The organism is Streptomyces sp. NPDC001231 (assembly GCF_042896885.1).
In the GTDB taxonomy this organism is placed as follows: domain Bacteria; phylum Actinomycetota; class Actinomycetes; order Streptomycetales; family Streptomycetaceae; genus Streptomyces.
On record NZ_JBIAXS010000015.1, the window covers coordinates 41,777 to 66,672 of the forward strand.

Genomic DNA, 24,896 nt, shown 5'->3' on the forward strand with positions numbered 1-24,896 from the left:
TCGTAGTTGGCCGGGCCGGCCAACTACGACGCTCAGTCACAACACGTATGTTCGCGAAGACCTGCCTCCTGACCTGGAACGATTGCGTACTCTGCGGGTCTGGCACGAGATGTGGCTGCGCCGTATCGACCGCAAGATCGCTCAGCTGGTGCAGTGACAGTCGGAGCAGGAACGTGGCCGCCGCGCGAAGCCGCGGGCGTAGCACAGCAGGCGCTGCAGCGGCCCCGGCCGGGTATGGCCGGCCTGTTCGGCCGGCTTCCAGCGGTTCTTCCGTTCGACGCTCGACAGTAGCCCGAGCAGGTAGGCGCGGGCCGCGGCCCGGGGCTCAACCCGGCCGAATCTGCCCGCGATCCGGGCCGTGACCTGGTCGAACATCGCCCGCCGGCGTATGGGCCACTGTCGCCCAGTCACCGTGGAGCTCGGCGGCAGGCTGTATGACCTATGGCCGCAACACGACATCGACGGCCAGGGTGAGCTTGTTGACGAATTCCGAACGGTCGGCAACACGGTGCTTCCAACCCTCACCGGCGGCGGCCAGGACCTCGGCGATCTGCCTCGGTGCGACATCACCGGCGGGCCGGCCGGAGGCGGCGATGGCCTCGGCGAGCGCGTCACGGAAGGCAGCCCGGTAGTCGTCATACATGCTGTCGAGCTGTGCTGTGCCTTGCTCCAGCAGGTCGTCGACGCCCTCGTTGAGGTGCGTACCGACGTAGCGGCCCAGGTGGGCGTCAAGCGCGGCCACCAGACGCGCGTCGAGGCCCACGTCGGGTGCGGTCAGCGCCGCGCGGACGTCGTCCAGGGCCTTGTCCAACTCCTGCTGCATGGTCGCGCGGAACAGTTCCCCCTTGCCGGCGAACAGGAAGTACAGCCCGGGGCGGGAGATGTCCGCGGCCCGGGCCACCGCGTCCATCGACGTCTTGCGATAACCGAAGGTGGCGAAAACGGTCAGTGCTGCTGCTAGCACCTGCTCGCGGCGCTGGGCGTCTCCCCGGGGTGTTGACATAGGCGCACTATACAGAGTGAGCATGCTATACAGTATTTGTTGTTTCTGTTTAGTGCGGTTGGAAGCCGCACTCCTGAGAGAGAGCATCATGAGCAAGACTGTTCTGATCACCGGCGCCGCGACCGGCATGGGCGAGGCGATCACCTTCGAATACGTCAAGCGCGGCTGGAACGTCGTGGCCACCATGCGTGACACCGCCAAGGCCAACCCTGCCTTCGCCGACCTCGCCAACATCCTGGTCACCCGCCTCGACGTCACCGACCGCGCCAGCATCGAGCAGGCCGTCAGGGAGGCGATCGATCGCTTCGGCGCCATCGACGCCCTCGTCAACGCCGCCGGCTACGGGCAGATCGGCACGGTCGAGGAAGTCAGCGCCGAGCAACTGCGCGACCAGTTCGAAACCAATGTGGTGGGCCTCGTCCAGGTGATCCAGGCCGTACTCCCGCACATGCGGGAACGCGGCTCCGGCCACATCCTCAACATCGGCTCCATGGGCGGCCACGTCAGCCTGCCCACGATGGCCCTGTACTGCGCCTCCAAGAGCGCCGTGCAGAACCTGACCGAGGGGCTGGCCAAGGAGGTCGGCCCGCTCGGCATCCACGTCACCCTGGTCGAGCCGGCGGGCTTCAACACCCGGTTCGCGACCAACTCGAACCTCCCCGCCTCCTCCATCCCCGCCTACGCGCCCGCCTACGCAACCATGGCCGAATTCGACAAGCAGGCGGTAAGGGGCGACCTCGTCAAGTCCATGGCGGCCGTTGCCGACATCACGGGCATCGACAAACCCCCGCTTCACCTGGCTCTGGCCACCGCCGGCCTGGAGATGGTGCGGGGCCGCTTCGCCGAGCTGATGGACGAATACGCCCGCTGGGAGACGGTCACGGCCGGCACTGACTGACGGCCACACCCCCCACAGCACCCCTCGCGGACGGCCCCCAATGGGTCGGCGCCACCGGACTGCCTTCAGCCGGAAGCGTCGGCCCCAGGCGGTGCCACCGAGCCCCGAACCACGGGAATCAGGCATTGTTCGACGCGCCTGGCCGGTCGCCTTCGCACAGGGCGATTCGGCGCAGCGGGTGGAGAAAGCCACCGGGCGCAGCTACGACTAAGTTGTCCTTTGGCCGCCACCGAGGAGTTCGCCCAGTACCGCATCGCCGGCGCCCGGGGCGACCGCATCACCAAGGCCGCCGACGGCAACAACGCCCTGCTCCAACGCTACTTCGGCAGCAAGGTCGAGCTGCTCGACACTGCCCACAGCCGTCTGGTCACGGAGATCGTCGACTGGCCGTACACGAGGCCCACAAGGCAAGGGCCTGCCAGATCGCCCAGGCGCAGAAGAACGGGCTCGTCTCCGACGCGCTGCCCGCCGGGGAACCCCGTGACCTCATGCTCGTGCTCTCCCTGAGCAACACCCCGCTCATACCTGCCATGAGCGCCCCATCGCCGCCACCGCCACTGCGGTGCTGCGGACCTGCACCTTCTCCCTCTACCTGGAGTCTGCCCGTGAAAATCGTCATCTTCGGCGCGTCCGGCATGATGGGACAGGGCGTACTGCGCGCCTGTCTCCTCGACCCCGCTGTCACGCGTGTGCTGGTGGTGGTCCGCAGCCCGCTGGGCATCAGCCATCCCAAGCTGCAGGAAGTCATCCACCAGGACTTCACCGATCTGTCCGCCATCCACGGACAACTGGCCGGTCACGACGCCTGCTTCTACTGTCTCGGCATCTCCTCCGCCGGCCGCAGCGAGGCCGAGTACACCCGCATCACCTACGACTACACCCTCGCCGCCGCACGTGCCGTCTCCGCGTCCAACCCCGGACTGACCTTCACCTACATCTCGGGAGAGGGCACCAACAGCCGCGAAGACGGCCGGACCATGTGGGCCCGCGTCAAGGGCCGCACCGAGAACGCCCTACTGGCCATGCCAATGAACGCGTACATGTTCCGCCCCGCCTATATTCGCCCCCGCCACGGAGCCGCCTCCAGGACCCCGGTGTACCGCGTCCTTTACGCCCTAACCTCCTGGCTCTACCCGCTGCTGCACCGCCTCGCTCCCCGTCACACCACAACCACCGAACACATAGGCCGCGCCATGCTCGCCGTCACTCGCCCCGGAGCGGTCGAACAGCGGATCCTGTACAGCCCGGAGATCAACCGGCTGGGCGGCGACAGCGGGGCCGCCGCATAGACTGACCCCCGTGCGGCCCGCCTGCCGACACTTCTCGGGCCCGCCGGCCGGGCAGGGCGGCGAAGGAGAACGACCCACCGACGCGCACCACCCCGTCCGCAGCCGCGATCCGATCACGCTGACCGTCCCGGAGATCCGACATCTACTCGTCGCCGCCTTCACCCCACCAGCCGTGACCGCGGCCAGGCTGCCGCACTGGTCCAACTGGCGCCGACGCCACCGGGCAACAGCCCGACGCAGCCACTGTCGATGACGGACCGTCGGCGAACCCGCCGGATAGATCACGAAACAGTACTGGAGTGCTTGTTGTCCGCGAACTCCCCCGGAAGTGTCCGCGATCGGTAACGGACGCATCCCGTGGCCGGCACCCCTCGTCCTGCCAAGTGGTCGGAAGGCGACCAGGCATCGGCGAGGAACTGCGGGAAAGCGGGGCGGACATGGCACGGCACAGCGGCGGGCGGGGCTGGTACGGCAAGGTGGCCGGGGCGGCACTCGGGGTGACGGTACTGGCCGCCGGTGCCTCGGTGTGGACCGCGCAGGCCGGTGCCGCAGGCGGCTCGTCGCCTCAGGCGGCCGCGTCGGCCACGCCGGGCAGTGACGTCAAGTCAGTGAAGGTGACCATCGCGCACGCCTCGGACAAGGGGGCGCGTGGCGTCAACATCACCATCGACGACGGCCCCGACCCCGTGTGGACCCCTCAGGTGCTCGACGTGCTGCGGGAGTACGGCGTGAAGGCCACGTTCTGCATGGTGGGAACGCAGGCGCAGGCCCACCCGGACCTCGTGAAGAAGGTGGTCGCGGCCGGACACCGGCTGTGCGACCACACGGTGTCGCACGACACCACCATGGACACCAAGTCCCAGGCCTACCAGGCGCAGCAGATACTCGACGCCGAACGCATGATCACCGAGGCGTCCGGGGGCGTACGGCCGATGTACTACCGCGCTCCCGGCGGGGCCTTCACCCCCTACAGCCGCAAGCTGGCGGCCTCCCGGGGCATGCGCCCGCTGGGCTGGAACGTGGACTCCAAGGACTTCGAGCGGCCGGGCACGGACGCCATCGTCGCCACCGTCGAGCGGGAGCTGCCCAATGGGCCGACGCTCCTCTTCCACGACGCGGGCGGCGACCGCTCCCAGACCGTCGAGACCCTGCGCCGGATCCTCCCCCGACTCAAGGAGCAGGGCCACTCCTTCGGCTTCCCGATGCGCTGAGCCCGGCCCTGGCCGGCAACAGCGTTCGACGTCCCGGCCCTCGACTACAGCTCGATCTCGATGTACTCCCTGTCGATGACCTCCACGCCCAGGCCATGCGCGCGGCAGTTGTTCGCCCGGAAGCACACCTGCGCGAGGCCCTCAGCCACGAGCCGCTGGGGCTGGCATTCAACGCAAATGGATCGCATGGCTCGATCGACGATCCGCTTCCGACGACACGAACTCCTTCTCCGCCCTCGGCCCGCTCGTCCTGGGCGTCCCGGCATGCCGGGATTTCCGAGGTCGTCCCGCTCGAGGTTGAGTTCGATGCCGAGATGCGTGCACAGGACCTTGTTCGCCACGACGGTTTGCCCCCGAACGGCCGTAGGGACTTGCTTTGTGCGGTACAGGCCGGATCTGACATCTGGGTGGAAATGCGACAACGCCCCGCGGTGCCCAGGGCTCCATCACCACTCCACCGCAGGTCAGCACGACATCTGCCGCCAGAAAACCCGAGCTTCCCAAGCTGAGAGCGCAAGTTTCGATTCTCGTCACCCGCTCCACGAAGAAGGCCCAGGTCAGAGGCCCGGGCCTCTATGCTGCCCCCTTTATCGTCACCCCGCCCGCAGGTGTCCCGCGCCACTAGGACACATGCTGACCTAAATGGTCTCTAGCGTGGTTCTGGCCGACGGAACAGGAATACTGAAAGGCAGAGATCATGACCGGCAACGAGCCGACCACCAGCCACCTGGGTGAGCACCCGGCCACCACCGGCGAGCGCGCCGACTGGCTTGAGGCACTGGCCAAGCAGCGGCACTTCCTGCGCTTCACGACCCGTGACCTCACCGACGAGCAGGCCCGTCTGCGAACCACTGCCAGCGAGTTGTGTTTGGGTGGCCTGATCAAACACGTCACGGAGGCCGAACGGGCCTGGGGGGACTTCATCGTGAACGGCCCGTCGACCATGCCGGACTTCACGGCGATGACCGACGCCGACTGGGCGCGTCGGGCGGACGGGTTTCGATTGCTGCCCGAGGAGACGCTGGCCGGTGTACTGGCCAACTACGCGGAAGTAGCCTGCCGGACCGACGAGCTGGTGGCCACTCTGCCCGACCTGGACGCCGCATGGCCGCTGCCGAAGGCCCCGTGGTCTGAACCCGGTGCTCAGTGGTCGGCCCGCCAGGTGCTGATGCACATCGTTTCCGAGACCGCCCAGCATGCCGGCCACGCCGACATCATCCGCGAGTCTCTCGACGGCGCCAAGAGTATGGGATAGGCCCCAGCGGGACGGCCCGCTACCCCTGGTCCGGCAGGCAGTCGGGCGGCTTTGCCATCCATCACGAAACATCACTGATCAGCGGTTCCGGGGCAGTCTCTTCGATGCGCGGTCGGCGCTGGCGGGTCTCCCCTTAGTGGTTGGCTCCGGAAGTCCTTCGGGGGTTGACTCCGGAGCCGGTGTTGTATCTATCGACCAGCCAGGCGATGTAGTCAAGATGACGCCGGATCCGCTGCGGGAGTGCGAACGCCGCCGTCGCCGCCCCTCCTTCCTGATTCCGGACCGTGCGCCGCGCAGATGTCCCGTACCCGCTCCATGCGGAGGACCTCAACGCCGCTGATGGTCGGCGTTCGGAGTCGCGCACAGGGCGTCGTCGACCAGCTTGCTTTCGGCCTGTACCACGTGCAGGACGTCGTCCGCCGATTGGGCGAACACGCCTGACAACGAGACTGTGACGCTGCGCCGGCCGTCGGCGGTGACGCCGGTGGCGCTGATCCAGCCGGAATCGCCGCCCTCGTGGCCCCAGTACACCCCGCCGCAGGACAGCGGGCGTGAGAAGAGTCCCAGCCCGTCACGGGCGCCCGGCATGAGCTGCTCGAACTCCTTGCTGACTGGGCTGGCCTGTTCCATCTGCGTCAGCTGCGCCGGGGGCAGGAGCCGGCCGCCGAGCAGTGCGCGGAAGAATCGGTTGATATCGGCGGTGGTGGAGACGAGTCCGGCCTCTCCATTGGTGCCCGAGCCGACCTGCTCGGTGACGTCCACGGGCGGTTCGCCGGGCTTGAACCTTTGGTAGGTCTCGGCGTGTGGCTGGGGCAGCTTGGGTGAAGTACCCGGCCAGAAGGTGTGCTTGAGGCCGAGCGGCCGGACGATCCGATCCTGTACCTCCTGATGCCAGGGGTGTCCGGTGACCCGCTGGATGATCATGCCGAGCAGGACGTAGCCGGTGTTGGAGTAATTCCAGTCCTTGCCGGGCTGGAAGTCCGGCCGGTGGCGCATCGCCCGGCCGACGGTCTGCTCGGGGGTGTAGGTGTCGTATCGGTGCTGGTAGAAGTTCTTCGCCGAGGTGTAGTCGGGGTAGTCGTCGTGAAGGCCGCTGGTGTGCTGGAGCAGTTGTCGGATGGTGATCGCGCGGCCGTCATTGCCGTTTCCGGACACCACGCCGGGCAACCATCGCTCGACCGTGTCGTTCAGGGAGAGCTTGCCGTCGCCGGCGAGTTGCAGGATCACGGTGGCCACGAACGCCTTGGTGACGCTGGCTATCCGGAAGTAGCCGTTCGAGGGGACCGGCCGACGGGCCGTCAGGTCGCCCACGCCGCTGGTGGCGGTCAGGTTCCGGCCGTCAGGGGTGACCAGGCGGGCCTGCACTCCCGTCACGCCGAGTGCGGTGATCGCGTCGGCGTCGCGCCGAAGCTGGGCCTGGTCGTCGTGCTGTTTGGCGGCCCTCGCGCCCGACGTACAACTGGTGGAAAGGGTTCCGACCACGATGGCGGCCAGGGCCAGGTTTCGTCGGATGGATCGCCCGCGCCGCCGTGGTGAATGAATCGGTGAACTCGTCATGGGCGTTGACGCTAGGTCTGGCAGGGGGAAGCGGACGATACAGCCCACCAGTGAGAACAAGGGGTAGTGGGCTGTAGTGCCAGGCTCGGTCGCCATGGCTCAGACTTGTGCGAATGAACCACCATGGGGCCAGTCGGCTTTCGGCGATGTGGCGCGGTCTGGGTTATCTACTGGGAAGCCTGTTCACCGCTGCGGTCGCCCTGTTCGCGCTACCCGTACTCATCGTCCCGATGATGGCTCGCACTTGGGCGTCCTGGCATCGTCGCCGCGCCGACCGGCTGCTGCTTTCTCCGCGTTCTGGTCCCGTCCGTGTCGGTACGTGGCGTGTTCTCGGGTGGCTGTGCACGTGCATCGTGACCAGTCTGGTGTTCGGACTCGTCGTGGTGCTGTGCGCAGGTAACGCGGTGGCCACGGCCATCACGGTGCCCTTGTGGTGGGCGTTGCCCGCCGGCACCCGCGCGGGCGGCTTCGCCGCCGGTGTTCCACTGTCCGGCTGGGGCACGGCGTTGACCCTGGGGACCGCACAAATCGTCATCTTCGCGGCCCTGACCTACTGGCTGGTTCCACTGCTGGCGCGCCTACACGCCCGGATCTGTGTTGCGTTGCTGTCCCCCTCGGCCACCGAGAGGTTGGCGCAGCGTGTGGAGACGCTGACCGAGACGCGGGCCGACGCCATGAACGCGCACGGCGCGGAACTCCGCCGGATCGAACGAGACCTGCACGACGGCACCCAGGCCCGGCTGGTGGCCATCGCGATGCGGCTGGGCCTGGCCCGTGAGTCGCTGAGCGAGGACCCCCAGACGGTGGCCAGACTCTTGGAGGAAGCGCATGAGAGTACCGAAGAGGCCATGGCGGAGCTTCGTGTGGTGATCCGGACGATCTACCCACCGGTCCTCGCCGATCGCGGCCTCGCCGGGGCGCTGGCCGCGCTGGGGACCCGATCGGCGATCGACACCACCCTCGACATCGGCGATCTCGGCACGATCCCCGCCGCGGTCGAGGCCGTGGCCTACTTCACGATCGCCGAGGCGCTCACCAATGCTGCCAAGCACAGCCAGGCCACCCGGACCGCCGTCCGCGTCGCACGCGACGGTGACCGGCTGTCGATCGAGGTCACCGACGACGGAATCGGCGGCGCCGACGAGACGCTGGGTACCGGCATCGCCGGAATCCGCCACCGTGTCCTGGCGCTGGACGGCACCGTCCACCTCCACAGCCCCAGCGGCGGCCCGACCACGATCACTGTGAGCTTGGCATGCGGGTCGTGATCGCCGAGGACAACGTCCTGCTGTCCAACGGGCTGGAACTCCTGCTGACCGCCAAGGGCTTTCACGTCGCCGCGATCACCCAGGACGCCCCCGGCTTCGTCGCTGCCGTCACCGAACACCGACCGGACGTCACCATCGTCGATGTACGGCTACCGCCAACCTTCCGCGACGAGGGCATCCACGCCGCCATCCACGCCCGCCGCCAGCACCCCGGCCTGCCCGTGCTCGTCCTCTCCCAATACGTCGAGCAGCAGTACGCCGGCGAGCTGATCTCCGATGGACGCGGCGGCATCGGCTACCTTCTCAAGGACCGGGTGAGCCGGGTGAGCGAGTTCATCGACGCGCTGCGGCGGGTCGCCGCCGGCGGTACCGTCATGGACCCCGAGGTGATCAGGCAGCTCCTCACCCGGCACGCCCACGACCCGATTGCCGCCCTCACGCCACGCGAACGCGAAGTTCTCGCCCTGATGGCCGAAGGAAAGGACAACGCCACGATCGCGGCCCGGCTCGTCATCACCGAGAACGCCGTCCACAAGCACATCGGCAACATCTTCGCCAAGCTCGGCCTCTCGCCGGCCGACAGCGGCCACCGCCGCGTCCTCGCAGTCCTCACCTATCTCAGCCGCCACTAACCAAGTCGTTTGCTTGGGAAGCCATTCGGGGGTTGACCCCGGAGCCGGGAGGCTGCCTGTCGCTGTGTCAGATCCCGAAGGCGACGTGGTAAAGGCCGCAGGCACAATCGAGGGCGTCCTCGGGGCTGCCGACGAAGGTGCCCGTGGGCAGGATGGTGTCTTCGTGCTTATCGGTGCTGGCGACGTAGAGAGCGAAGCCCCGGATACTGGCGAACCGCCGTAGCGCAGGCGCATGAGCTTGATGGTCTCACCGTCTGGCAGCTCGCCGTCGACGTAGGCGAAGGCGCCGCGCCGGCGCACATGCACGGCGGCCAGCTGCCGGAGCATCAAATGGTCAGGAGCGGTCAGCGCGTACGGCGTCAAACTGGGAGGGTCCACCCAGCACGACCGGGAACACAAGCAGCGAATGACCAGGGCGGTCGGGCGTACATCCAGACGCTGGACTGCGAGCTCGAACTCAAAGTTGCCGAGTAGGAGCTTTCGCAGGACGCATCTGTTCGGCCAGGCCGGTCGGCTGGGCCCCCTCCGCACGACACGGGAGCCCAGCCCGTCCCCCTCCTCCCATCGCAAAACTCTTGCCCAGCCTGTCGGCAGTCGAGCGACAGCCGCTCGGTTTCTGTCCGCACCAACGGAGGAAAAATGAGACGTTTTCACATGACTGCACTGGTCGCGTCGGTATGTCTCTCCGTCGCCGCCCTTGCTGCCGCGAGTACCACCGCGGCAGCGCAGGCCGACGCGGCTCAGTGCGGCCGGCTCGGTTACGGGGCCGGGACCGGGCTCAGTGGCAGCTTGAACAAGTGCACTTGGGACGACGGCCGCATCCGAGTGTTCGGCATCCTGCGCGACACCGTGCCCAGTGACGGCGCCACACTCTTGACCGTACGGATCGGGTAGTACTCCCGTGAGTGGGCCGTCTGCGCCGGCGACACCCCGATCGACACTGACTACCAGGACGGCGGTGTCGGCTTGATCTACAGGAGCGCCAGCGCGGACCGCTGCTGAAGAAACTTTCGGCCCGGCGTCCGCCCCCACACCCGCCGGGCCGGTGCGCACCCGGGAGACCGCGTCGAACGGCTACCGCCTTCGACGACGTACGGGACCACGGTCTCCAACCCGAGCGTGGGCGCCTGGCACGCCTCAAGCGCCCCGGCTCTTGGACTTCTTGGTGCCGTCGGGGCCGACGTACCGGACCCGGTAGCGCAGGCCGACGCCGTGGCGGTCGGTTTTGACCATGCGGGTCTTGCCGTCCGGGCCGGCCTCGGTCCGGTACAGCGGTCTTGGACGTGGCCAGCCATCAGGCAGCCTCCCCGAGCTGGGAGGCGCCCCAGGTCCGCACGTCGGTCGGGTCGAAGCGGAGGTACCGGCCGACGCGGAAGCCGCGGGGGCCGGTGCGCCTGCGGTGCCACTGGTAGACCGTCTCGATACCGGGGGACTCGAACATCTCGACCAGGTCGGCGCAGTCCGCGAACGGTGGCGAACGCACGACTACAGGGCGCAGGTGCATCCGGTGACACTGTGCGCACGGCGCGACCTTGTTACCTCGTTGGGCGGATGGATGGCGCTCCCAGTCTCTGAAGTCACCGGCCACTTGATGGCACTGAACGCCGTGAGCATCGGGTGGTTCATCGAGGAGTGCGCATTGCTCTTCCGCAAGTGGCCCGGACAGTGCACTGCTGCTGACGGCCGCCGCCACGAAGTCGATCGGCCTGCCCGGATGAAGATCATTGCGGAACGCGCGGAAGCGTTGAGCAAGCTCAGCACGTGGCACCTGTGAGCCCGACTTAGACCGTGTCCTACGTGGTGAGGCGGACGAGTCGCTTGTAGCAGCACAGAGCGGCGGCGAGTCCGAGGAGGGCCAGGTAGTTGCGGGGATCGCGTTCGTAGCGGGGGCTGAGTCGTCGGTAGCCGGTCAGCCAGGAGATGGTCCGCTCGATGACCCATCTGCGGCGCCCTAATCGTTCGCTGGACTCGATGCCTTTGCGGGCGATGCGCACGCCGATGCGCTTGCCGCGTAGCCATTTACGCAGGTGAGGGACGTCGAAGGCCTTGTCCGCGTGCAGGCGCTGGGGCTTGAAGTACCGGCCGCGGTGGGGGTCGTGTCTCGTTTGGTGACCCGCCACCATCGGCTTCAGCCCTTCACTGTCATGGACGTTGGCCGCTGAGACGCCAACGACAAGGGGCAGTCCGTTCGCGTCCGACAGGACGTGCATCTTGGAACCCGGCTTGCCCCGGTCCACGGGGCTCGGACCTGTGTGTCCGCCCCCTTTTTGGCCCTGACGTGGGCGGAGTCGAGGACGACACGGGAGACATCGATGAGGCCGGCGTCGTCCAGCCGGTGCAACACGGCTTCATGTAAACGGCCCCAGACGCCTGCCCTGGACCAGATGAGGAACCGGCGGTGGGCGGTCGACTTCGAGATGCCGAAGCACGGCGGCAAAGCCCGCCAGGCGCAGCCACTGACCAGCACGTAGATGATCGCCGCGAACAGCGTCTCATCAGGCGTGTCCAGCGTTCCGCCGCCCTGCGGCCGAACCTTCGACGGTGGGATCAACGGCTTGGCGATCTCCCACAGCCCATCCGGAACAATCCAACTCCATGTACCCCGCCCCATAACCAGCCCAACGAGCCACCGCCACGTAGGACACGGTCTTAAAGTGCTGTCACGTAAATGATCTACGGCGTGTGGACTGGAGCGGCGCCTCACAGTCCGCAGCGACCTGGGTCAGTCGAAGAGGGCAACGAGTCCGTTCACCCAGATCGCAAGAAATGCAAGGACCGCCACCAGGCATCCGGCCCCCGCCAGGAAGTCGGTGAGGGAGCTTCCACTGCTGTCTTCCTTCCACCCAGATGGCATCGTGTCCCAGTCGACGGGGCGTCCCATAGCCTCGGAGCAGGCTGCTCGTACTGCTGCTAGTTGTTCTCTGGCAAAGGCCGTTTGGGCAAGCGACTCAGGGCCCTGCCAGGCAAGTGCTTGCATGCGCTGCGGAGCTGTGCGGTACCTAGCCTCGAAGGCGGAGGTCTCCGCTGCGTCCCGGTCTTGTTCGAGGTACATCCAGCGGCCCGCTTCCGCAGGCTCTCCGTACAAGCGGTAGACCTCGGCCAGACGTTGACGAAGCATCAGGTCATGTGGAAAGGACGACACCAGCCCGCGCAGGCGCTGGCGCGCGACGGGAACCCGGCCAGCGGCCAGGTCTGCGTCGACTCGGGCAAGGGTGTCTCTCAACGGCATGAACGCATGATCGAGTACCGCAGTGACCACCGTCGACCCGGTTTTGTCGCTCAGCACTCGCTCAAACCCGTCTCCAAGGCGCTTCCACACTCTGTTCGACCTGTACAAATGCTGGTCGAAGGAGATGCGGCGGCGCCAGTGGGTTTTGTCTGGGACATTGGGCCGGGACCAGGCTCTCCCGACCGTCCGGGCCACCCGAGGACCGCATCGGGCGGTGCTGCCGTGCGCACCCGCACGAGGCGGGAGGTACGCGTACGAGCCTTCACCCCGGATCTTGGACACTTGAGATCGTGGATCTTGAGGATCTGAGAACGGACATCTTGTGGTCATGAAGCACTATCCGCCGGAGTTCAAGGCGGACGCGGTCGCGCTGTACGAGTCGCGGCCCGAAGCGACGATTAGATCGGTCGCCGCCGATCTGGGGGTCAACCCGGAGATGCTGCGGAACTGGGTCCGGGCGGCCGGAGCAAGCCGGCCCCGGGGGCGCCGGGCGGAGGTGCCGGCGGAGCCGCCCACACCGCTGGAGGCGGAGAACGCCGCCCTGCGCAAGAAGGTCCGCGAGTTGGAGGAGGAGCGCGAGATCCTGCGGAAGGCAGCGAAGTATTTCGCCGGGGAGACGCGCTGGTGAACCGCTTCCAGTTCGTCGCCGACCACCAGCGCCGTTTCGGCGTGAAGCGGCTGTGTTCCATCCTTGGAATCGCCCGCTCGAGCTTCTACTACTGGCGCCGGACGACCGCGGACCGAGCAGCCCGGCAGGCGGCCGACGCCAGGCTGGCCGCCCGGATACGGGCCGTGCACCGTGAATCGGATGGCACCTACGGGGTCCCGAGGATCACTGCCGAGCTCCGCGAGGAGGGCGAGCGCGTCAACCACAAGCGGATCGCGCGCGTGATGCGGAGCATCAATCTGGCAGGAGTGCGGCTGCGTCGCAGGCACCGCACCACGGTTACGGACCCGGCCGCGGCGAAAGCCCCCGACCTGATCGGCCGCGGCTTCACCGCGAGCGAACCGAACACGAAGTACGTCGGCGACATCACTTATCTCCCTGTCGAGAGCGGCAAGTTCCTCTATCTGGCCACCGTCATCGACCTCGCCTCGCGCCGCCTGGCCGGGTGGGCGATCGCAGATCACATGCGCACCGAGCTTGTCACCGACGCATTGGCCGCCGCCGAGCGATGCCGCGGCAGCCTCGCCGGGGCGGTCATACACACCGACCACGGCGCCCAGTACACGAGCCATGCGTTCGCCGAGGCCTGCCGCAGAGCCGGCGTCCTCCAGTCCATGAGCGCGATCGGCTCCAGCGCGGACAACGCGCTCGCCGATCCTTCAACGCGACCGTTCAAACGCGAGACGCTCCAGGGCCGGAAAAGCTGGTCCAGCGAACGCGAGGCCCGCCTCGACGCGTTCCGCTGGCTGCACCGCTACAACACCCGACGCCGTCACTCCCGCCTCGGGCAACGCAGCCCGATCGCCTACGAGGCAGCGTCCGGAACAACATCAACTACGCTGACACCAGCCGCATAAGCCCTGTCCAGGATTCGGGGTCAAGGCCCTACTTCCGCAGGGTGAACCCGGGGTCCGAATGGCCGAGCCACCCGGCCAGGGGTACCCCCTTGTCCTTTTCCCGATCCTGCAAGCGGGGCCGCCGGCCTCCGGGCCCAGGATGAGTGTTGCCCCTGTGAAGGGGATGACCTGGGGCGGTGGTGTCGCCGGCCTGCCCCGGAGGGCTTGGCGCCGGCCCAGTGCGGAACGTGGACGTTGCACACACGCGGCCCTTTCTACGGCCTGAGGCCTGGAAAGGGCCGCGTGGGGTGAGGTGGTTACCGGCTTCGGCGGCTGATCAGTGCGGCCGCTCTGCTGTCGCTGACGACACTCGGTGTCTCGACGTCGTTCGTGTCGCTGGCCTGGCGGCTGGCTCTGCTGGGGCTGGGGCTGGGCATCGCCTTCCCGTGCATCACCAGCGCCGCCGTCTCCGCGGTGCCCGGCCGGCAGGCCGGCATGGCCGCCGCGGGCAACAACGCCTTCCGTCAGGTCGGCAGCTCGCTGGGCCCGGCCGTGCTCCACACCCTGCTGGCGACGGAGGCGGTGGACACGCTGCCCGGTCACCTCGCCGACGCGGGCCTGAGCGGTGGCGCGGCCCGTTCGATCACCGAGGCGGTCGAGGCGAACGGGCTCGGTGCGGTGGCCCGTATGGAGCTCGGCGCGGACGCCGGTCGTGCGCTCGGCGCGGTCTCCGAGGCGTTCCACGACGGTCTGCGCCTGTGCCTGACCGTGTCCGCGACCCTGCTGGTGCTCGCCGCCCTGGCCGCGGCCGTACTGCTGCGGCGGCGTCCCGACCGCTCCGTCACGGTCGGGGGCTCCACGAACGCCGCCACGCCCGGCACGAACAGCGTCACGGGACCGACGACTCCGGAATCGGGTCCGTCGCCGGTGCGCGCCGACCCGCGCCCCGGCGGGGGGCCGCGTACGCCACCGACGGACGCGGCGGCGCCTCCCACGGGCGTTGACAGGCCCGCTTGCCCGGGTTCCCCTGCGCATAAGGGGGGTTCCCCTGCGCATAAGGGCCGGGAACCCGGGCGAGCCTCCCTGTCCGGTCCTACGATGCCGTAGCCGGACCGTGCCCGGCACGCGGTGCCCGGCCCCGATTCCGGCTCCGGCTCCGGCTCCGGCTCCGGCAGAGAGACCAGGAGAACCGTGACGCCCGCCACCCCCGACACGCTCGACCTGAAGCTGCTGCAGGCGCTCGAACTGGACGGACGGGCGCCCTTCAGCCGTATCGCCCAGGTGCTCGGGGTGTCCGACCAGACCATCGCGCGGCGGTTCCGACGGCTACGTACCACCGTGAACCTGCGGGTCACCGGCATGGTCGACGACAGCCGCCTGGGCCGCGCCGGCTGGATCGTGCGGCTGGGCTGTGCCCCGAACACGGCGGCGCGGCCGGCCGCCGTCATCGCCGGGCGGCCCGACACCCACTACGTCGACCTGGCCGCGGGCGGCACCGAAGTCGTTTGCGCGATCCGGCCCCGCAGCAGCCGCGAACGCGACGAACTCCTCCTCGAGCGCTTGCAGGGCACTCCGCACGTGACCGCCGTCGACGCCCACTGCGTCCTGCACGCCTACTACGGCAACTCCCTGCGCCGGCTGCGCAAGATCAGCGCGCTCGAACCGGCCGAGGAGGCGGCACTGCGCGCGCCCGCACCGGCGCCCGCCGCGACGCCCTTCGCGCTCGACGCCACCGACCAGGCCATGCTGGAGGTGCTGCGCCGCCAGGGCCGCAGTCCGCTGACCGATCTGCAGGCGGCAGCCGGCCTGTCCGAGACGGCCGTGAAGAAGCGCCTGGAACGGCTCCGCTCCACCGGCGTGCTCTACTTCGCCGTCGAATACGGCAGTGAGCCGCTCGGGCAGGGCGTCGGAGCGCTCGTCTGGCTGATCACCGCCCCGCGTGCCCTCGCCGAGACGGGCCGGTTCTTCGCGGCGCAGCCGGAGGTCCGCTTCGCCGCCGCCGTCACCGGGCGGACCAACCTGGTGCTGTCGGTGCTCTGCCGCACCGTCGGCGATCTCTACACCTTCCTCAGTGAGAAAGTCGGCGGCCAGAGGGACGTGGACGCGGCGGAGACCGTCATCACGCTCCGCCGCGTCAAGACGCTGACGCCCGAACCCCGTTGAGCCCCACTCAGCTGGGGAACTCGTCCGGCGCGGGGCTGTCCGCACCCGGACGGTGTCCCGTCGCCGGGAACCTGTGACCGCTTGTCTCTCATTCGAGTGCGCTGCCGAGTGAGCTGAGGCAGGCGGCTGTGCGGGCCGTACGGGCTCGGGTGGTGTCACCCCCGGCCTGGCGGCGCTCCCGTTCAGCTCGCGCCACACCTTCGACGCCACCGGTACGCCCAGCTCGCCGCGTTCCGCGGCCACGGCGGCGCTGCGCTCGCCGGGGTAGTGGACCGCGTCGGCGTCGTCCGCGAGGGGCAGCCCCTTCAGGGTGCCCAGGGTGGTGTCGACCGCCGCGGTGAAGGGATGAACTGCGCCAGGTCGCCGGACTCGTCAGGCACTCCCAGGGCCCCGTAACGGGCGCCGCCCAGGTCCATGGCGGTGGTCACGATGCGGTGCAGCACCGCGGGCAACTCCACGTCCCGGGTGATCGCCGCCACCACGGCGTCCAGCAAGCCCTGAATCCGGGCCTTGGCGGCGCTCAGGGCGCGCAGCTGCTCGTCAATCCGGCCCAGCTCGGCGCCCAGCCGCTCCAGCAGGTCACGACCATGCGGCCGCTCTGGTCCCCCATCCTCTTCGCCTCCCGCCATCGCGATCCCCCGGTGGACCAGTACTCGCTCGCACCGTGTTCCGGCACTACCTGCAGCGCTGGGCCAAGGCCCATGCCGAGATCATGGGATCCGCCCGGCGGATCCGATCACACAGCCACTCGCGCGAGCGGTACACCCCGGTCTCCTGACACGACCGTGATCAAACAAGACCACACAGCGTGACACGGCCATGCACCCCAAGCCGCCTATTACTCCGCGAGCGGCACGCCACACCTGAACCCGACCAGGGCGGCCCCTGCCGAAACAGTGCCTCCTGGTCCCGCTGTCCCAACGGCTCCCGTCCGCACATGCTCCTGGACGAGCCCCGGTGTCGAGGGCAGCCCGCTCGTGGGCCTGCCAGTCGAGCCGGGACCGGTGGTGGGCAGCGACCACGAGGACGGCGAGCTCCCGCACCCGGGCGCGAGCTCGGTGACGCTCCGCAGCGCCGCGCCGACCTCCTGGACCGCGCCCCGACGGCTGGGCCAAGCAACATCGGGGCGAACCGACTGAGCAGCATGCCGCCCTCGGCGACAGACGGGCCCGGGCCATCTCGTCCGACCCGCCCGCCGTGAGCCCGGCCGGGCTGTGGCGGACGGGAACGCCCCACCCTCCACGGCCGCCGTGCGGTTGCATCACCCCAACCGCCGGGCGGATCCTGATGCCATTGGAGGATGAGCGGCCGTGACGAGTCCAAAACCTGAGACCCCTGCCGATGAATTCCTTGGTCCGCTCCACGTGACAAGAGCGGCCGCAGTGGTCCTGGACGCATGCGGCATCGTCATCGGCTGGAGCCCTGCCGCAGAGAGACTCCTCGGCTACACGCCCCAAGAGGTACTCAGGCGCCCTGCCACCGCGCTGGTGGCACGTAAGGCCGGTACGCAGCCCGCACCATGGATGAACACGGTCGGCGACCCCGGATCCATCCGCAGTGCGGCGCTCAGCCTCCGCCATCGGGACGGTCACACCTTGCGCATGGCCACGACCATGTGCACGGTGGCCCACGGCCCTGATGGTCCGGCCGTTGTGCTGCTCGCGGCGGACCTGGAGGAGCTGCGCAGCTGGGAGTCGCATCAGGCGATGCTGCGCGGCCTGGTCACCCAGTCGCCCGTCTGGCTCACCATCTACGACACCGAGCTGCGAATAGTGTGGGCGAACGCCGCTGTCGACCGGGAACTGGGAGGGCCGCTCACAGCGTACGCCGGCCGCACTGTGGACGAGCTCTTTCCACAGGGCCGGATGCTGTCCGAGCATCACCCTCCGACACTGGCGGAGACGATGCGGAAGGTACTCGCCGACGGCATCCCCGTCATCGACCTGCACTACCTCGGGCAGGTACCCGCCGCCCCGGAGGACGAGCGGGTCTGGTCCTGTTCCTACTACCGGCTGCTCGACGCGCGCGGTGAACCGCTCGGAGTGTGCGAGGAGGCCGTCGACATCACCGAGCGCCACCGGGCGGAGCAGCGGCTGGCGCTGCTCGTGCGGGCCGGGTCCCGTATCGGCACGTCCCTGGATGTGGTTCGTACGGCAGCGGAACTCGTCGAGGTGGCTGTACCGCGGTTCGCCGATGCCGTCACCGTCGACCTGCTGCCGGAAGTCCTGGAAGGGACGGAACCCGCCGACGAGATCGCCCCCGGACAAAGGTTGGTGCGGGTGTGCGGACCATGGGACCCGCAGGACACGGCCCTCGCACCGGGTGGCACAGGCGTGGCAGCCGGGGAGCCGATCGAGTACGCCTTCGCCTCCCCCCAAGCCCGCAGCATGGCCTCGGGGCGGTCGATCACGGAGAACACACCAGGCGTGCCGGCCCCGCGGAGCGGAACCGGTGTCCACGCACGCCTGTTCGTCCCATTGCAGGCCCGCGGCGCCGTGATGGGGCTGGTCACCTTTCTGCGAAGCCGCACGGCGATGCCCTTCGATACGGACGAGCAGGAGCTGGCCGACGAGTTGGTCGCGCGAAGCGCTGTGTGCGTCGACAACGCCCGCCGCTACGCCCGCGAGTACGCGGCGGCCGTGACACTGCAGCGCAGTCTGCTGCCGCGGCACCTGCCGCCGCAGAGCGCGCTCGAAGCGGCGTACCGCTACTTGCCGGCCGACCGCCACGTCGGCGTGGGCGGCGACTGGTTCGACGTCATCCCCCTGTCGGGTACGCGCGTCGCACTGGTTGTCGGCGACGTGGTGGGCCATGGATTGCCGGCCGCGGCCACCATGGGACAGCTGCGCACGACCGTACGGGCCCTGGCCCAACTGGACCTGGACCCCGACGAACTGCTGACGCGGCTGGCAGACGTCGCCGGTCAGAACGACTGGCGCCGCCAGGACGACGACACACCTGAGGATGTTGAGGACAAGGGCATCATCGGCGCTACCTGTCTGTATGCCGTCTACGACCCGATCTCTCGGCGGTGCAACTGGTGCTGCGCGGGGCATCCGCCGCCCGCGGTGGTCGACCCTGACACCGGCCGCGTCGGCTTCGCCGAGCTGCCTTCGGGCTCGCCGCTGGGACTGGGCGGTCCGACCTACGAGAGTGCGGAGGTCGAGCTTGCCCCAGGCACCGTGCTGGCCCTGTTCACCAACGGCCTCGTGGATTCCCGTGCCGGCGGTGTCGACGTCGGGTTGGGGCGGTTGGCTCAGGTTCTCACACAGCACCGGCTCCCGGTGGAGAAGCTGTGCGACCGGGCGATGGCGGTGCTCCCCATCGGGCCGGTGAACGATGACGCGGCGTTGCTGCTGGTGCGCACCCGCGTGCTGGACGCCCATCAGGTGGCCTGCTGGAATCTGCCGGCCGACCCCAGCGTGGTGTCGCACGCCCGCGCGGTGGCCGCCGCGCAACTGAATGAGTGGGGGCTGCCGGAACTGGGGTTCACCACAGAACTGGTCGTGAGCGAGTTGGTCACCAACGCCATCCGGTATGCCTCGGGTCCGATCCGCCTGAGGCTCATCCGGGACCGGGCTCTGCTGTGCGAGGTCTCAGACAGCGGGCACACCTCACCGCACCTGCGGCACGCCGCCAACGACGAGGAGGGCGGCCGCGGCCTGTTCCTGGTGGCACAGACGACTCAGCGGTGGGGCACCCGCTACACCTCCGCCGGCAAGACCATCTGGACCGAGCAGGACCTGGCCTGCGCCGAGCCACCGCAGCGCGATGCCGCCTGAGCGACCTTCAATGTGACGAAGACCATGAGGGCCGGAGTCAGCACGGCACCGTCACTTCACCGCGAACCACGCATCTCCAGACGGCCCTCGTTCGGTCCGCCTCGAGCCCCTGAGCACCGCTGCACGGGCGGGCATGGTGGCCGCACGCATAGCTGGCCGTCAGACTATGTTGGCTCGCCACATGTGCGCTTGACCTGCATGTTCCTACCGTGTGCCGACACGTACCCGTCCCCACCGCAGACGAGGAAGTGGCGCACATGGCCTCCCCGACCACCTCTCCCCCACCCCCGGCGAACCTTCCCCGCATCGTCGCCGCCAGCCTCATCGGCACCACCATCGAGTGGTACGACTTCTTCCTGTACGGCTCGGCTGCCGCGCTCGTGTTCAACAAGCTGTTCTTCCCGGACTCGGATCCGCTGGTGGGGACGCTGCTGTCGTTCCTGACGTATGCGGTCGGGTTCGCTGCGCGGCCGCTGGGCGCGCTGGTGTTCGGGCACTACGGTGACCGGCTGGGGCGCAAGAAGCTCCTGGTGCTGAGCCTGCTCCTGATGGGCGGGGCCACCTTCGCGATCGGGTTGCTGCCCACCCACGCGACGGTGGGCAGCGCGGCACCGGTGCTGCTCACCGTGTTGCGTCTGGTCCAGGGCTTCGCGCTGGGCGGTGAGTGGGGCGGGGCCGTGCTGCTGGTGTCCGAGCACGGGGACGCGCGGCGGCGCGGGTTCTGGGCCTCCTGGCCGCAGACCGGAGCACCCGCGGGGCAGTTGCTCGCCACCGGTGTGCTGTCGCTGCTGACCGCCGTGCTCTCCGACAGCGCCTTCGGCAGCTGGGGATGGCGCATTCCGTTCCTGCTCTCCGGTGTACTCGTCGTCGTCGGTTTGTGGATTCGTCTCTCCGTCGATGAATCGCCCGTGTTCCAGCAGGCGTTGGCGCAGGCCGAGGGCCGCAGGGCGGCGCGGGCGGCCGAGGACCGGACCGAGAGGCTGCCGCTGGTGTCCGTGCTGCGGCATCACTGGCGTGATGTGCTGGTGGCGATGGGGGCGCGTATGGCGGAGAACATCAGCTACTACGTGATCACCGCGTTCATCCTCGTCTACGCCACCACCTCCGCCGGCGTCTCCAAGCAGACCGCGCTCAACGCCGTACTGATCGCGTCCGCGGTGCACTTCGCGGTGATCCCGGCCTGGGGTGCCCTGTCGGACCGGATCGGGCGCCGCCCGGTGTACCTGCTGGGTGCCGCCGGGGTCGGCCTGTGGATGTTCCCGTTCTTCTGGCTCATCGACACCGGCGGCTTCGCCCATCTCATCCTCGCGGTGACCGTGGGGCTGGTACTGCACGGGGCCATGTACGCCCCGCAGGCGGCCTTCTTCGCCGAGATGTTCGCGACCCGCATGCGCTACTCCGGCGCCTCCATCGGCGCCCAGTTCGCCTCCGTCGCCGCGGGCGCGCCCGCCCCGCTGATCGCCACCGCCCTGCTGTCCGCCTACGGCAGCTCCACCCCGATCGCCCTGTACGTGATCGGGGCGGCCGTGTTGACGCTGATCGCGGTGGGAGTGGCCAAGGAGACCCGGCACCGCGACCTCGCCGACGTCGAGGCGTCCGCGGCCGCCGGGCCCACGGCCGCCCGCGCCGCCGGCGCGCGTACCGTCTGATCCCCGCCCGCTCGCCTGGTCCGGCCGGCCCCCGTACGCCCGCTCGCGTACGGGGGTCAGGTCTGCGCCGGTCCCGACAAGCGGTGCAGGCGCAGGGCGAGTTGGATCTCCAGGGCGCGGGCCGGGGTCTGCCAGTCCCGGCCGAGCAGCCGACCGACGCGCTCCAGTCGCTGGGCGACGGTGTTCACATGGACGTGCAGTGCGTCCTTGGTGCGGGCCGGGCTCATGCCGCAGGCGAAGTACGCCTCCAGGGTACGTATGAGTTCCGTGCCGCGCCGCTCGTCGTAGGCGACGACCGGGCCGACGGTGCGGTCGACGAAGCCGGCGATGTCCCGGTCACCGGCCAGCAGCAGGCCGAGGAAGCCGAAGTCCTGGGCGGCGGCGCCGTCGCCGGTGCGGCCGAGCAGTCGCAGGGCGTCGAGGCAGCGCCGCGCCTCCTCGTAGGCGGCGGCGACGGTCTCGGGGTGGGCGGCCGGGTTCTCGACGGGGGCGGAGGCGCCCACGGTGACCGCCTCGTGCACCCCGGTGCCGAGGTGACGGGCGGTTCTGCGGGCCAGTTGAGTGGCGCTGTCCCCGCGGCGCAGCGGCAGCAGCAGGACCGTGCCGCCGTCGCGGGCGGCGGCCAGTCCGTGCCGGGTGGCGGCCAGGTGAAAGGCCGCCGACCACAGGCGGTGGCGGGCGGCGGCCTCCTGCTCGGCGTCGGCGGACGGGGCGTCGAGGCGGGCGGCGAGCACGACGTGCGTGGCGCCGAGGTCGGCGTGCAGCCGGGCGGCACGCTCGCGCAGCAGACGGGGATCGCGGTCGCGGGCGTCCAGGAGGTCGTCGAGGAGTTCGCCGCGGACGCGCTGTTCGGCCTCGGCGGCTGACCGTCTGGCGAGCAGCAGCAGCGAGGTGACCATCGCGGCTCGCTCCAGCGTGCGCTGGTCGACGGGGTCGAGGCCGGGGTGACCGCGCAGCACGAGCGCGCCGAGCAGTTCACCGCCCGCGGCGACGGCGGCGATCCAGTCCGGTCCGTGCGGCACCGCGTGTCCCTCGGCCCGGGAGGCCTCCAGGGCGTCGGCGGGTGCGGCGGCGGCCTCTGTGAACTCGACGGCGCCGTCGAGCACTTGGGAGACGGCGGCGGCGACGTCGTGCACTCCGCCGCCGCGCAGGACGAGTTCGGCGAGCCGGTCGTGGACGTCGGAGGCGCGCTCGATGACGCCACTGCGGTCACGGATGATCTCGTTGGCCCGCTCCAGGCCGGCGAGCGCCGATCGGGTCTCGGTCAGCAGGTTGGCGCTGTCGATGGCCGCCGCGGCGAGGGCGGCGAAGGAGCCGAGCAGGGCGATCTGCTCCCGTTCGAAGACGCGGGCCCGCCGGTCGGCCGCGAACAGTACGCCGATCACCTGTGGTCCGAGCATGAGCGGCACGCCGAGGATCGCGATCAGGCCCTCGTCCCGCACACCCGCGTCGATGGTTCCGGTGTGCTGGAAACGGGCGTCCTTGAAGTAGTCGTCGGTGACGTAGGGGCGGGCCGTCTGCGCGACCAGGCCTCCCAGCCCCTCCCCCATGCCCAGGCGCAGTTGCTGGAAGCGGGCGGCCACCGAGCCCTCGGTGACGCGCATGCAGGTGTCGCCGCGGGCGGGGTCGTTGAGGGTGAGGTAGGCGATGTCCGTGCCGAGCAGCGAGCGGGCGCGCTGCACGATGGCCTGGAGCACCGCGTCCAGGTCGCGCAGGCCGGCCAGGTCGTGGGCGGTCTCGAACAGCGCCGACAGCTCCGCCTCGCGGCGCCTCCGGCCCTCCAGTTCCGCGCGGACGCGCAGGGCGAGCAGTCTGGCTTGTTCGAGCGCGTCGATCCACTCGGCCGGCCGGCCCTCGGCGCGGGCGAGCAGCACCGGCTGTTCGTAGGCGGCGGTGGGCGCGCCCCGGGCCAGCAGCTCGAGGAAGGGGGTCTCGGCGCTGTCGGCCGGAGTCCTGGCGGCGGGGCGCCGGGCGGACTGCACGTGATCGCTGGACATGCCCACAGGATCACCCATCGTCCGGTCCTCTCGTGGAGCCTGTGGAAAACCCGGATGCGCAGAGGAACCGGGTGGCCGGTCAGTGCGCGGTCCAGCCGCCGTCCAGGACCAGCGAGGCGCCGGTGACGAAGGAGGCCTGCGGGCCGCACAGGTACGCCACGGCCTCGGCGACCTCCTCAGGTTCGAGCAGCCGCTTGACCGCGCTGTCCTTGAGCAGCACCTCGGACAGCACGCGCTCCTCGGAGATGCCGTGGGCCCGCGCCTGGTCGGCGAGCTGCGCCTCGACCAGGGGCGTGCGCACATAGCCGGGGTTGACGCAGTTGCAGGTGACGCCGTGCGGGGCGCCTTCGAGGGCGGTGGTCTTGGACAGCCCCTCCAGGCCGTGCTTGGCGGCCACGTAGGCCGACTTGTAGGCGGAGGCGCGCAGGCCGTGCACGGAGGAGATGTTGACGATCCGGCCCCACCGCCGGCCGTACATGTGCGGCAGGGCGCCGCGGATCAGCCGGAAGGGCGCCTCCAGCATCACGGTGAGCACGGTGTGGAAGACCTCGGGAGGGAACTCCTCGATGGGGCACACCAGTTGCAGCCCGGCGTTGTTGACGAGCACATCGGTCCCGGCGGCCGCCCGCTCGGCGGCGTCGAGGTCGGTGAGGTCGAGCACCAGCGGTTCGAGGGAGCCGGCGAGCGCGCCCGCCCGCTCGGCGAGCGCGTCCAGGCCCGGCGCGTCCCGGTCGACGGCTCTGACCCTCGCCCCGGCGGCGGCCAGCCGCAGCGCGCAGGCGCGGCCGATGCCGCCGGCGGCGCCGGTGACGAGCGCGGTGCGGCCGCCGAGGTCGAGCGAGGGGGTGTGCGGAGCGGGGAGCGGCGAGGTCATGGGGTGACCCTAGGCACGCCTCCCGCCGCACCACATATGGGCAAGGCCCATACTTCAGCTCAATTCCGTGGGGTTGAACCACGTGGGTGCATCGGACATGGCCTGCTTGATCCGGAACAGGCCGAACTCGTTCAGTTCGGGCAGCGCGTCCACCGCGAACCAGCCCACCTCCAGCGACTCGTCGTCGTTGACCCGTGCCTCGCCGCCCACCGCACGGCAGCGGAAGGTGATGTCCATGTACTGGCAGATGTCGCCGTTGCCGTAGGTGACGGGTTCCAGCGCCTGGACGAGGACCACCCGCTCGGCGACGCAGTGCACCGCGGTCTCCTCGTGGACCTCCCGCACGGCACAGGCGGCCGGCTGCTCGCCCGGATCCGGGATGCCACCGACCACCGACCATTCGCCGGTGTCGGAGCGGCGGCCCAGCAGCACTCTGCCGTCGTCGTCGAAGACGATGGCGGTGACCCCGGGCAGCCACAGCAGCTGGCTGCCGGCCGAGGCCCTGATCGTACGGATGAAGTCGGGAGTTGCCATGGAGCCGACCCTAACGGCCGGGTGCCCCGGACCATGGCGCGGTCCGGGGCAC

The 24,896-nt window shown here is 69.6% G+C and carries 23 protein-coding genes and 1 pseudogene; 13 read left to right on the forward strand and 11 right to left on the reverse strand.

All coding sequences use genetic code 11. The features are described 5' to 3' along the window. Positions 1-141: 141 nt before the first annotated feature. Both ACFY3J_RS19570 and ACFY3J_RS19575 read right to left on the reverse strand, forming a co-directional pair. Complete coding sequence (locus ACFY3J_RS19570) at positions 142-375, reverse strand: hypothetical protein (protein WP_384180612.1); 234 nt, start codon at positions 373-375, stop codon at positions 142-144. A 64-nt stretch (positions 376-439) separates the two neighbouring features. Next, positions 440-1,003 (reverse strand): TetR/AcrR family transcriptional regulator, encoded by a 564-nt coding sequence (locus ACFY3J_RS19575; RefSeq protein WP_390841344.1) that lies wholly within the window; start codon positions 1,001-1,003, stop codon positions 440-442. An 88-nt stretch (positions 1,004-1,091) separates the two neighbouring features. Between ACFY3J_RS19575 and ACFY3J_RS19580 the strand changes: the two genes are divergently transcribed. The 5 genes from ACFY3J_RS19580 (at position 1,092) to ACFY3J_RS19600 (ending at position 5,656) form a co-directional block, all read left to right on the forward strand. Next, on the forward strand, positions 1,092-1,901 hold the full coding sequence (locus tag ACFY3J_RS19580) for an SDR family NAD(P)-dependent oxidoreductase (protein ID WP_390841345.1): 810 nt from the start codon (positions 1,092-1,094) through the stop codon (positions 1,899-1,901). A 219-nt stretch (positions 1,902-2,120) separates the two neighbouring features. Then, a complete protein-coding gene (locus tag ACFY3J_RS19585; RefSeq protein WP_384180618.1) occupies positions 2,121-2,408 on the forward strand; it encodes a TetR/AcrR family transcriptional regulator in 288 nt (95 codons plus the stop codon). Positions 2,409-2,506: 98 nt separating this feature from the next. Continuing rightward, on the forward strand, positions 2,507-3,190 hold the full coding sequence (locus ACFY3J_RS19590; protein ID WP_384180620.1) for an epimerase: 684 nt from the start codon (positions 2,507-2,509) through the stop codon (positions 3,188-3,190). A 437-nt stretch (positions 3,191-3,627) separates the two neighbouring features. Then, positions 3,628-4,401, forward strand: coding sequence for a polysaccharide deacetylase family protein (locus tag ACFY3J_RS19595; RefSeq protein ID WP_384180622.1), 774 nt, complete (start codon positions 3,628-3,630; stop codon positions 4,399-4,401). Positions 4,402-5,098: 697 nt separating this feature from the next. Further along, positions 5,099-5,656, forward strand: coding sequence for a DinB family protein (locus ACFY3J_RS19600; RefSeq protein WP_390841346.1), 558 nt, complete (start codon positions 5,099-5,101; stop codon positions 5,654-5,656). Positions 5,657-5,983: 327 nt separating this feature from the next. On the opposite strand, the gene ACFY3J_RS19605 is transcribed toward ACFY3J_RS19600, so the two are convergent. Continuing rightward, positions 5,984-7,138: a serine hydrolase domain-containing protein gene (locus tag ACFY3J_RS19605; protein ID WP_384180626.1), complete on the reverse strand. Its 1,155-nt coding sequence runs from the start codon at positions 7,136-7,138 to the stop codon at positions 5,984-5,986. A gap of 221 nt (positions 7,139-7,359) precedes the next feature. Here ACFY3J_RS19605 and ACFY3J_RS19610 point away from each other — a divergent pair, with 221 nt between their 5' ends. Both ACFY3J_RS19610 and ACFY3J_RS19615 read left to right on the forward strand, forming a co-directional pair. Then, entirely contained in the window at positions 7,360-8,481 is a 1,122-nt protein-coding gene (locus tag ACFY3J_RS19610; protein WP_390841347.1) for a histidine kinase, read from the forward strand. Continuing rightward, positions 8,469-9,113, forward strand: a complete 645-nt coding sequence (locus tag ACFY3J_RS19615) for a LuxR C-terminal-related transcriptional regulator (protein ID WP_384180630.1) — start codon at positions 8,469-8,471, stop codon at positions 9,111-9,113. The genes ACFY3J_RS19610 and ACFY3J_RS19615 overlap by 13 nt, the downstream gene beginning before the upstream one ends. A gap of 1,149 nt (positions 9,114-10,262) precedes the next feature. Here the strand turns inward: ACFY3J_RS19615 and ACFY3J_RS19620 are convergent. Further along, a pseudogene (locus ACFY3J_RS19620) lies at positions 10,263-10,441 on the reverse strand (site-specific integrase); the annotation flags it as partial. Next, positions 10,408-10,554: a DNA-binding protein gene (locus ACFY3J_RS19625; protein ID WP_384180907.1), complete on the reverse strand. Its 147-nt coding sequence runs from the start codon at positions 10,552-10,554 to the stop codon at positions 10,408-10,410. The pseudogene ACFY3J_RS19620 and the gene ACFY3J_RS19625, both read right to left, overlap by 34 nt. A gap of 150 nt (positions 10,555-10,704) precedes the next feature. Between ACFY3J_RS19625 and ACFY3J_RS19630 the strand changes: the two genes are divergently transcribed. Beyond that, a complete protein-coding gene (locus tag ACFY3J_RS19630; protein ID WP_390841348.1) occupies positions 10,705-10,887 on the forward strand; it encodes a hypothetical protein in 183 nt (60 codons plus the stop codon). A gap of 19 nt (positions 10,888-10,906) precedes the next feature. On the opposite strand, the gene ACFY3J_RS19635 is transcribed toward ACFY3J_RS19630, so the two are convergent. Next, positions 10,907-11,724 (reverse strand): IS5 family transposase gene (locus ACFY3J_RS19635; protein WP_384180634.1). Its coding sequence is split into 2 segments (ribosomal slippage): positions 10,907-11,370 and positions 11,370-11,724, totalling 819 coding nucleotides; the frame shifts between segments, so codons are not numbered across the junction. 111 nt (positions 11,725-11,835) lie between these two features. Next, positions 11,836-12,342: a DUF6584 family protein gene (locus ACFY3J_RS19640; protein ID WP_384180909.1), complete on the reverse strand. Its 507-nt coding sequence runs from the start codon at positions 12,340-12,342 to the stop codon at positions 11,836-11,838. A 322-nt stretch (positions 12,343-12,664) separates the two neighbouring features. Between ACFY3J_RS19640 and ACFY3J_RS19645 the strand changes: the two genes are divergently transcribed. From ACFY3J_RS19645 to ACFY3J_RS19655, 3 genes are all read left to right on the forward strand, one after another. Further along, positions 12,665-13,866, forward strand: a protein-coding gene (locus ACFY3J_RS19645; RefSeq protein WP_390841349.1) for an IS3 family transposase whose coding sequence is annotated in 2 segments (ribosomal slippage) — positions 12,665-12,950 and positions 12,950-13,866 — 1,203 coding nt in all. Because the reading frame shifts where the segments join, the coding sequence is not laid out codon by codon here. Between the two features lie 369 nt (positions 13,867-14,235). Further along, entirely contained in the window at positions 14,236-14,952 is a 717-nt protein-coding gene (locus ACFY3J_RS19650) for a hypothetical protein (RefSeq protein ID WP_390841350.1), read from the forward strand. Positions 14,953-15,036: 84 nt separating this feature from the next. Continuing rightward, positions 15,037-16,008, forward strand: a complete 972-nt coding sequence (locus ACFY3J_RS19655) for an Lrp/AsnC family transcriptional regulator (protein WP_390841351.1) — start codon at positions 15,037-15,039, stop codon at positions 16,006-16,008. A gap of 305 nt (positions 16,009-16,313) precedes the next feature. On the opposite strand, the gene ACFY3J_RS19660 is transcribed toward ACFY3J_RS19655, so the two are convergent. Then, entirely contained in the window at positions 16,314-16,637 is a 324-nt protein-coding gene (locus ACFY3J_RS19660) for a hypothetical protein (protein WP_384180640.1), read from the reverse strand. 681 nt (positions 16,638-17,318) lie between these two features. On the opposite strand from ACFY3J_RS19660, the gene ACFY3J_RS19665 reads away from it, so the two are divergent. Both ACFY3J_RS19665 and ACFY3J_RS19670 read left to right on the forward strand, forming a co-directional pair. Further along, on the forward strand, positions 17,319-19,790 hold the full coding sequence (locus ACFY3J_RS19665) for a SpoIIE family protein phosphatase (RefSeq protein ID WP_390841352.1): 2,472 nt from the start codon (positions 17,319-17,321) through the stop codon (positions 19,788-19,790). 257 nt (positions 19,791-20,047) lie between these two features. Further along, on the forward strand, positions 20,048-21,439 hold the full coding sequence (locus ACFY3J_RS19670) for an MFS transporter (protein WP_390841353.1): 1,392 nt from the start codon (positions 20,048-20,050) through the stop codon (positions 21,437-21,439). Positions 21,440-21,495: 56 nt separating this feature from the next. On the opposite strand, the gene ACFY3J_RS19675 is transcribed toward ACFY3J_RS19670, so the two are convergent. The 3 genes from ACFY3J_RS19675 to ACFY3J_RS19685 all read right to left on the reverse strand — a co-directional run bounded on the left by ACFY3J_RS19675 (position 21,496) and on the right by ACFY3J_RS19685 (position 24,844). Next, positions 21,496-23,436, reverse strand: a complete 1,941-nt coding sequence (locus ACFY3J_RS19675; protein ID WP_390841354.1) for a helix-turn-helix domain-containing protein — start codon at positions 23,434-23,436, stop codon at positions 21,496-21,498. A gap of 79 nt (positions 23,437-23,515) precedes the next feature. Then, positions 23,516-24,310, reverse strand: coding sequence for a 3-hydroxybutyrate dehydrogenase (locus tag ACFY3J_RS19680; RefSeq protein WP_390841355.1), 795 nt, complete (start codon positions 24,308-24,310; stop codon positions 23,516-23,518). Positions 24,311-24,364: 54 nt separating this feature from the next. Next, complete coding sequence (locus tag ACFY3J_RS19685) at positions 24,365-24,844, reverse strand: NUDIX domain-containing protein (protein ID WP_384180650.1); 480 nt, start codon at positions 24,842-24,844, stop codon at positions 24,365-24,367. Between the last annotated feature and the right edge of the window lie 52 nt (positions 24,845-24,896).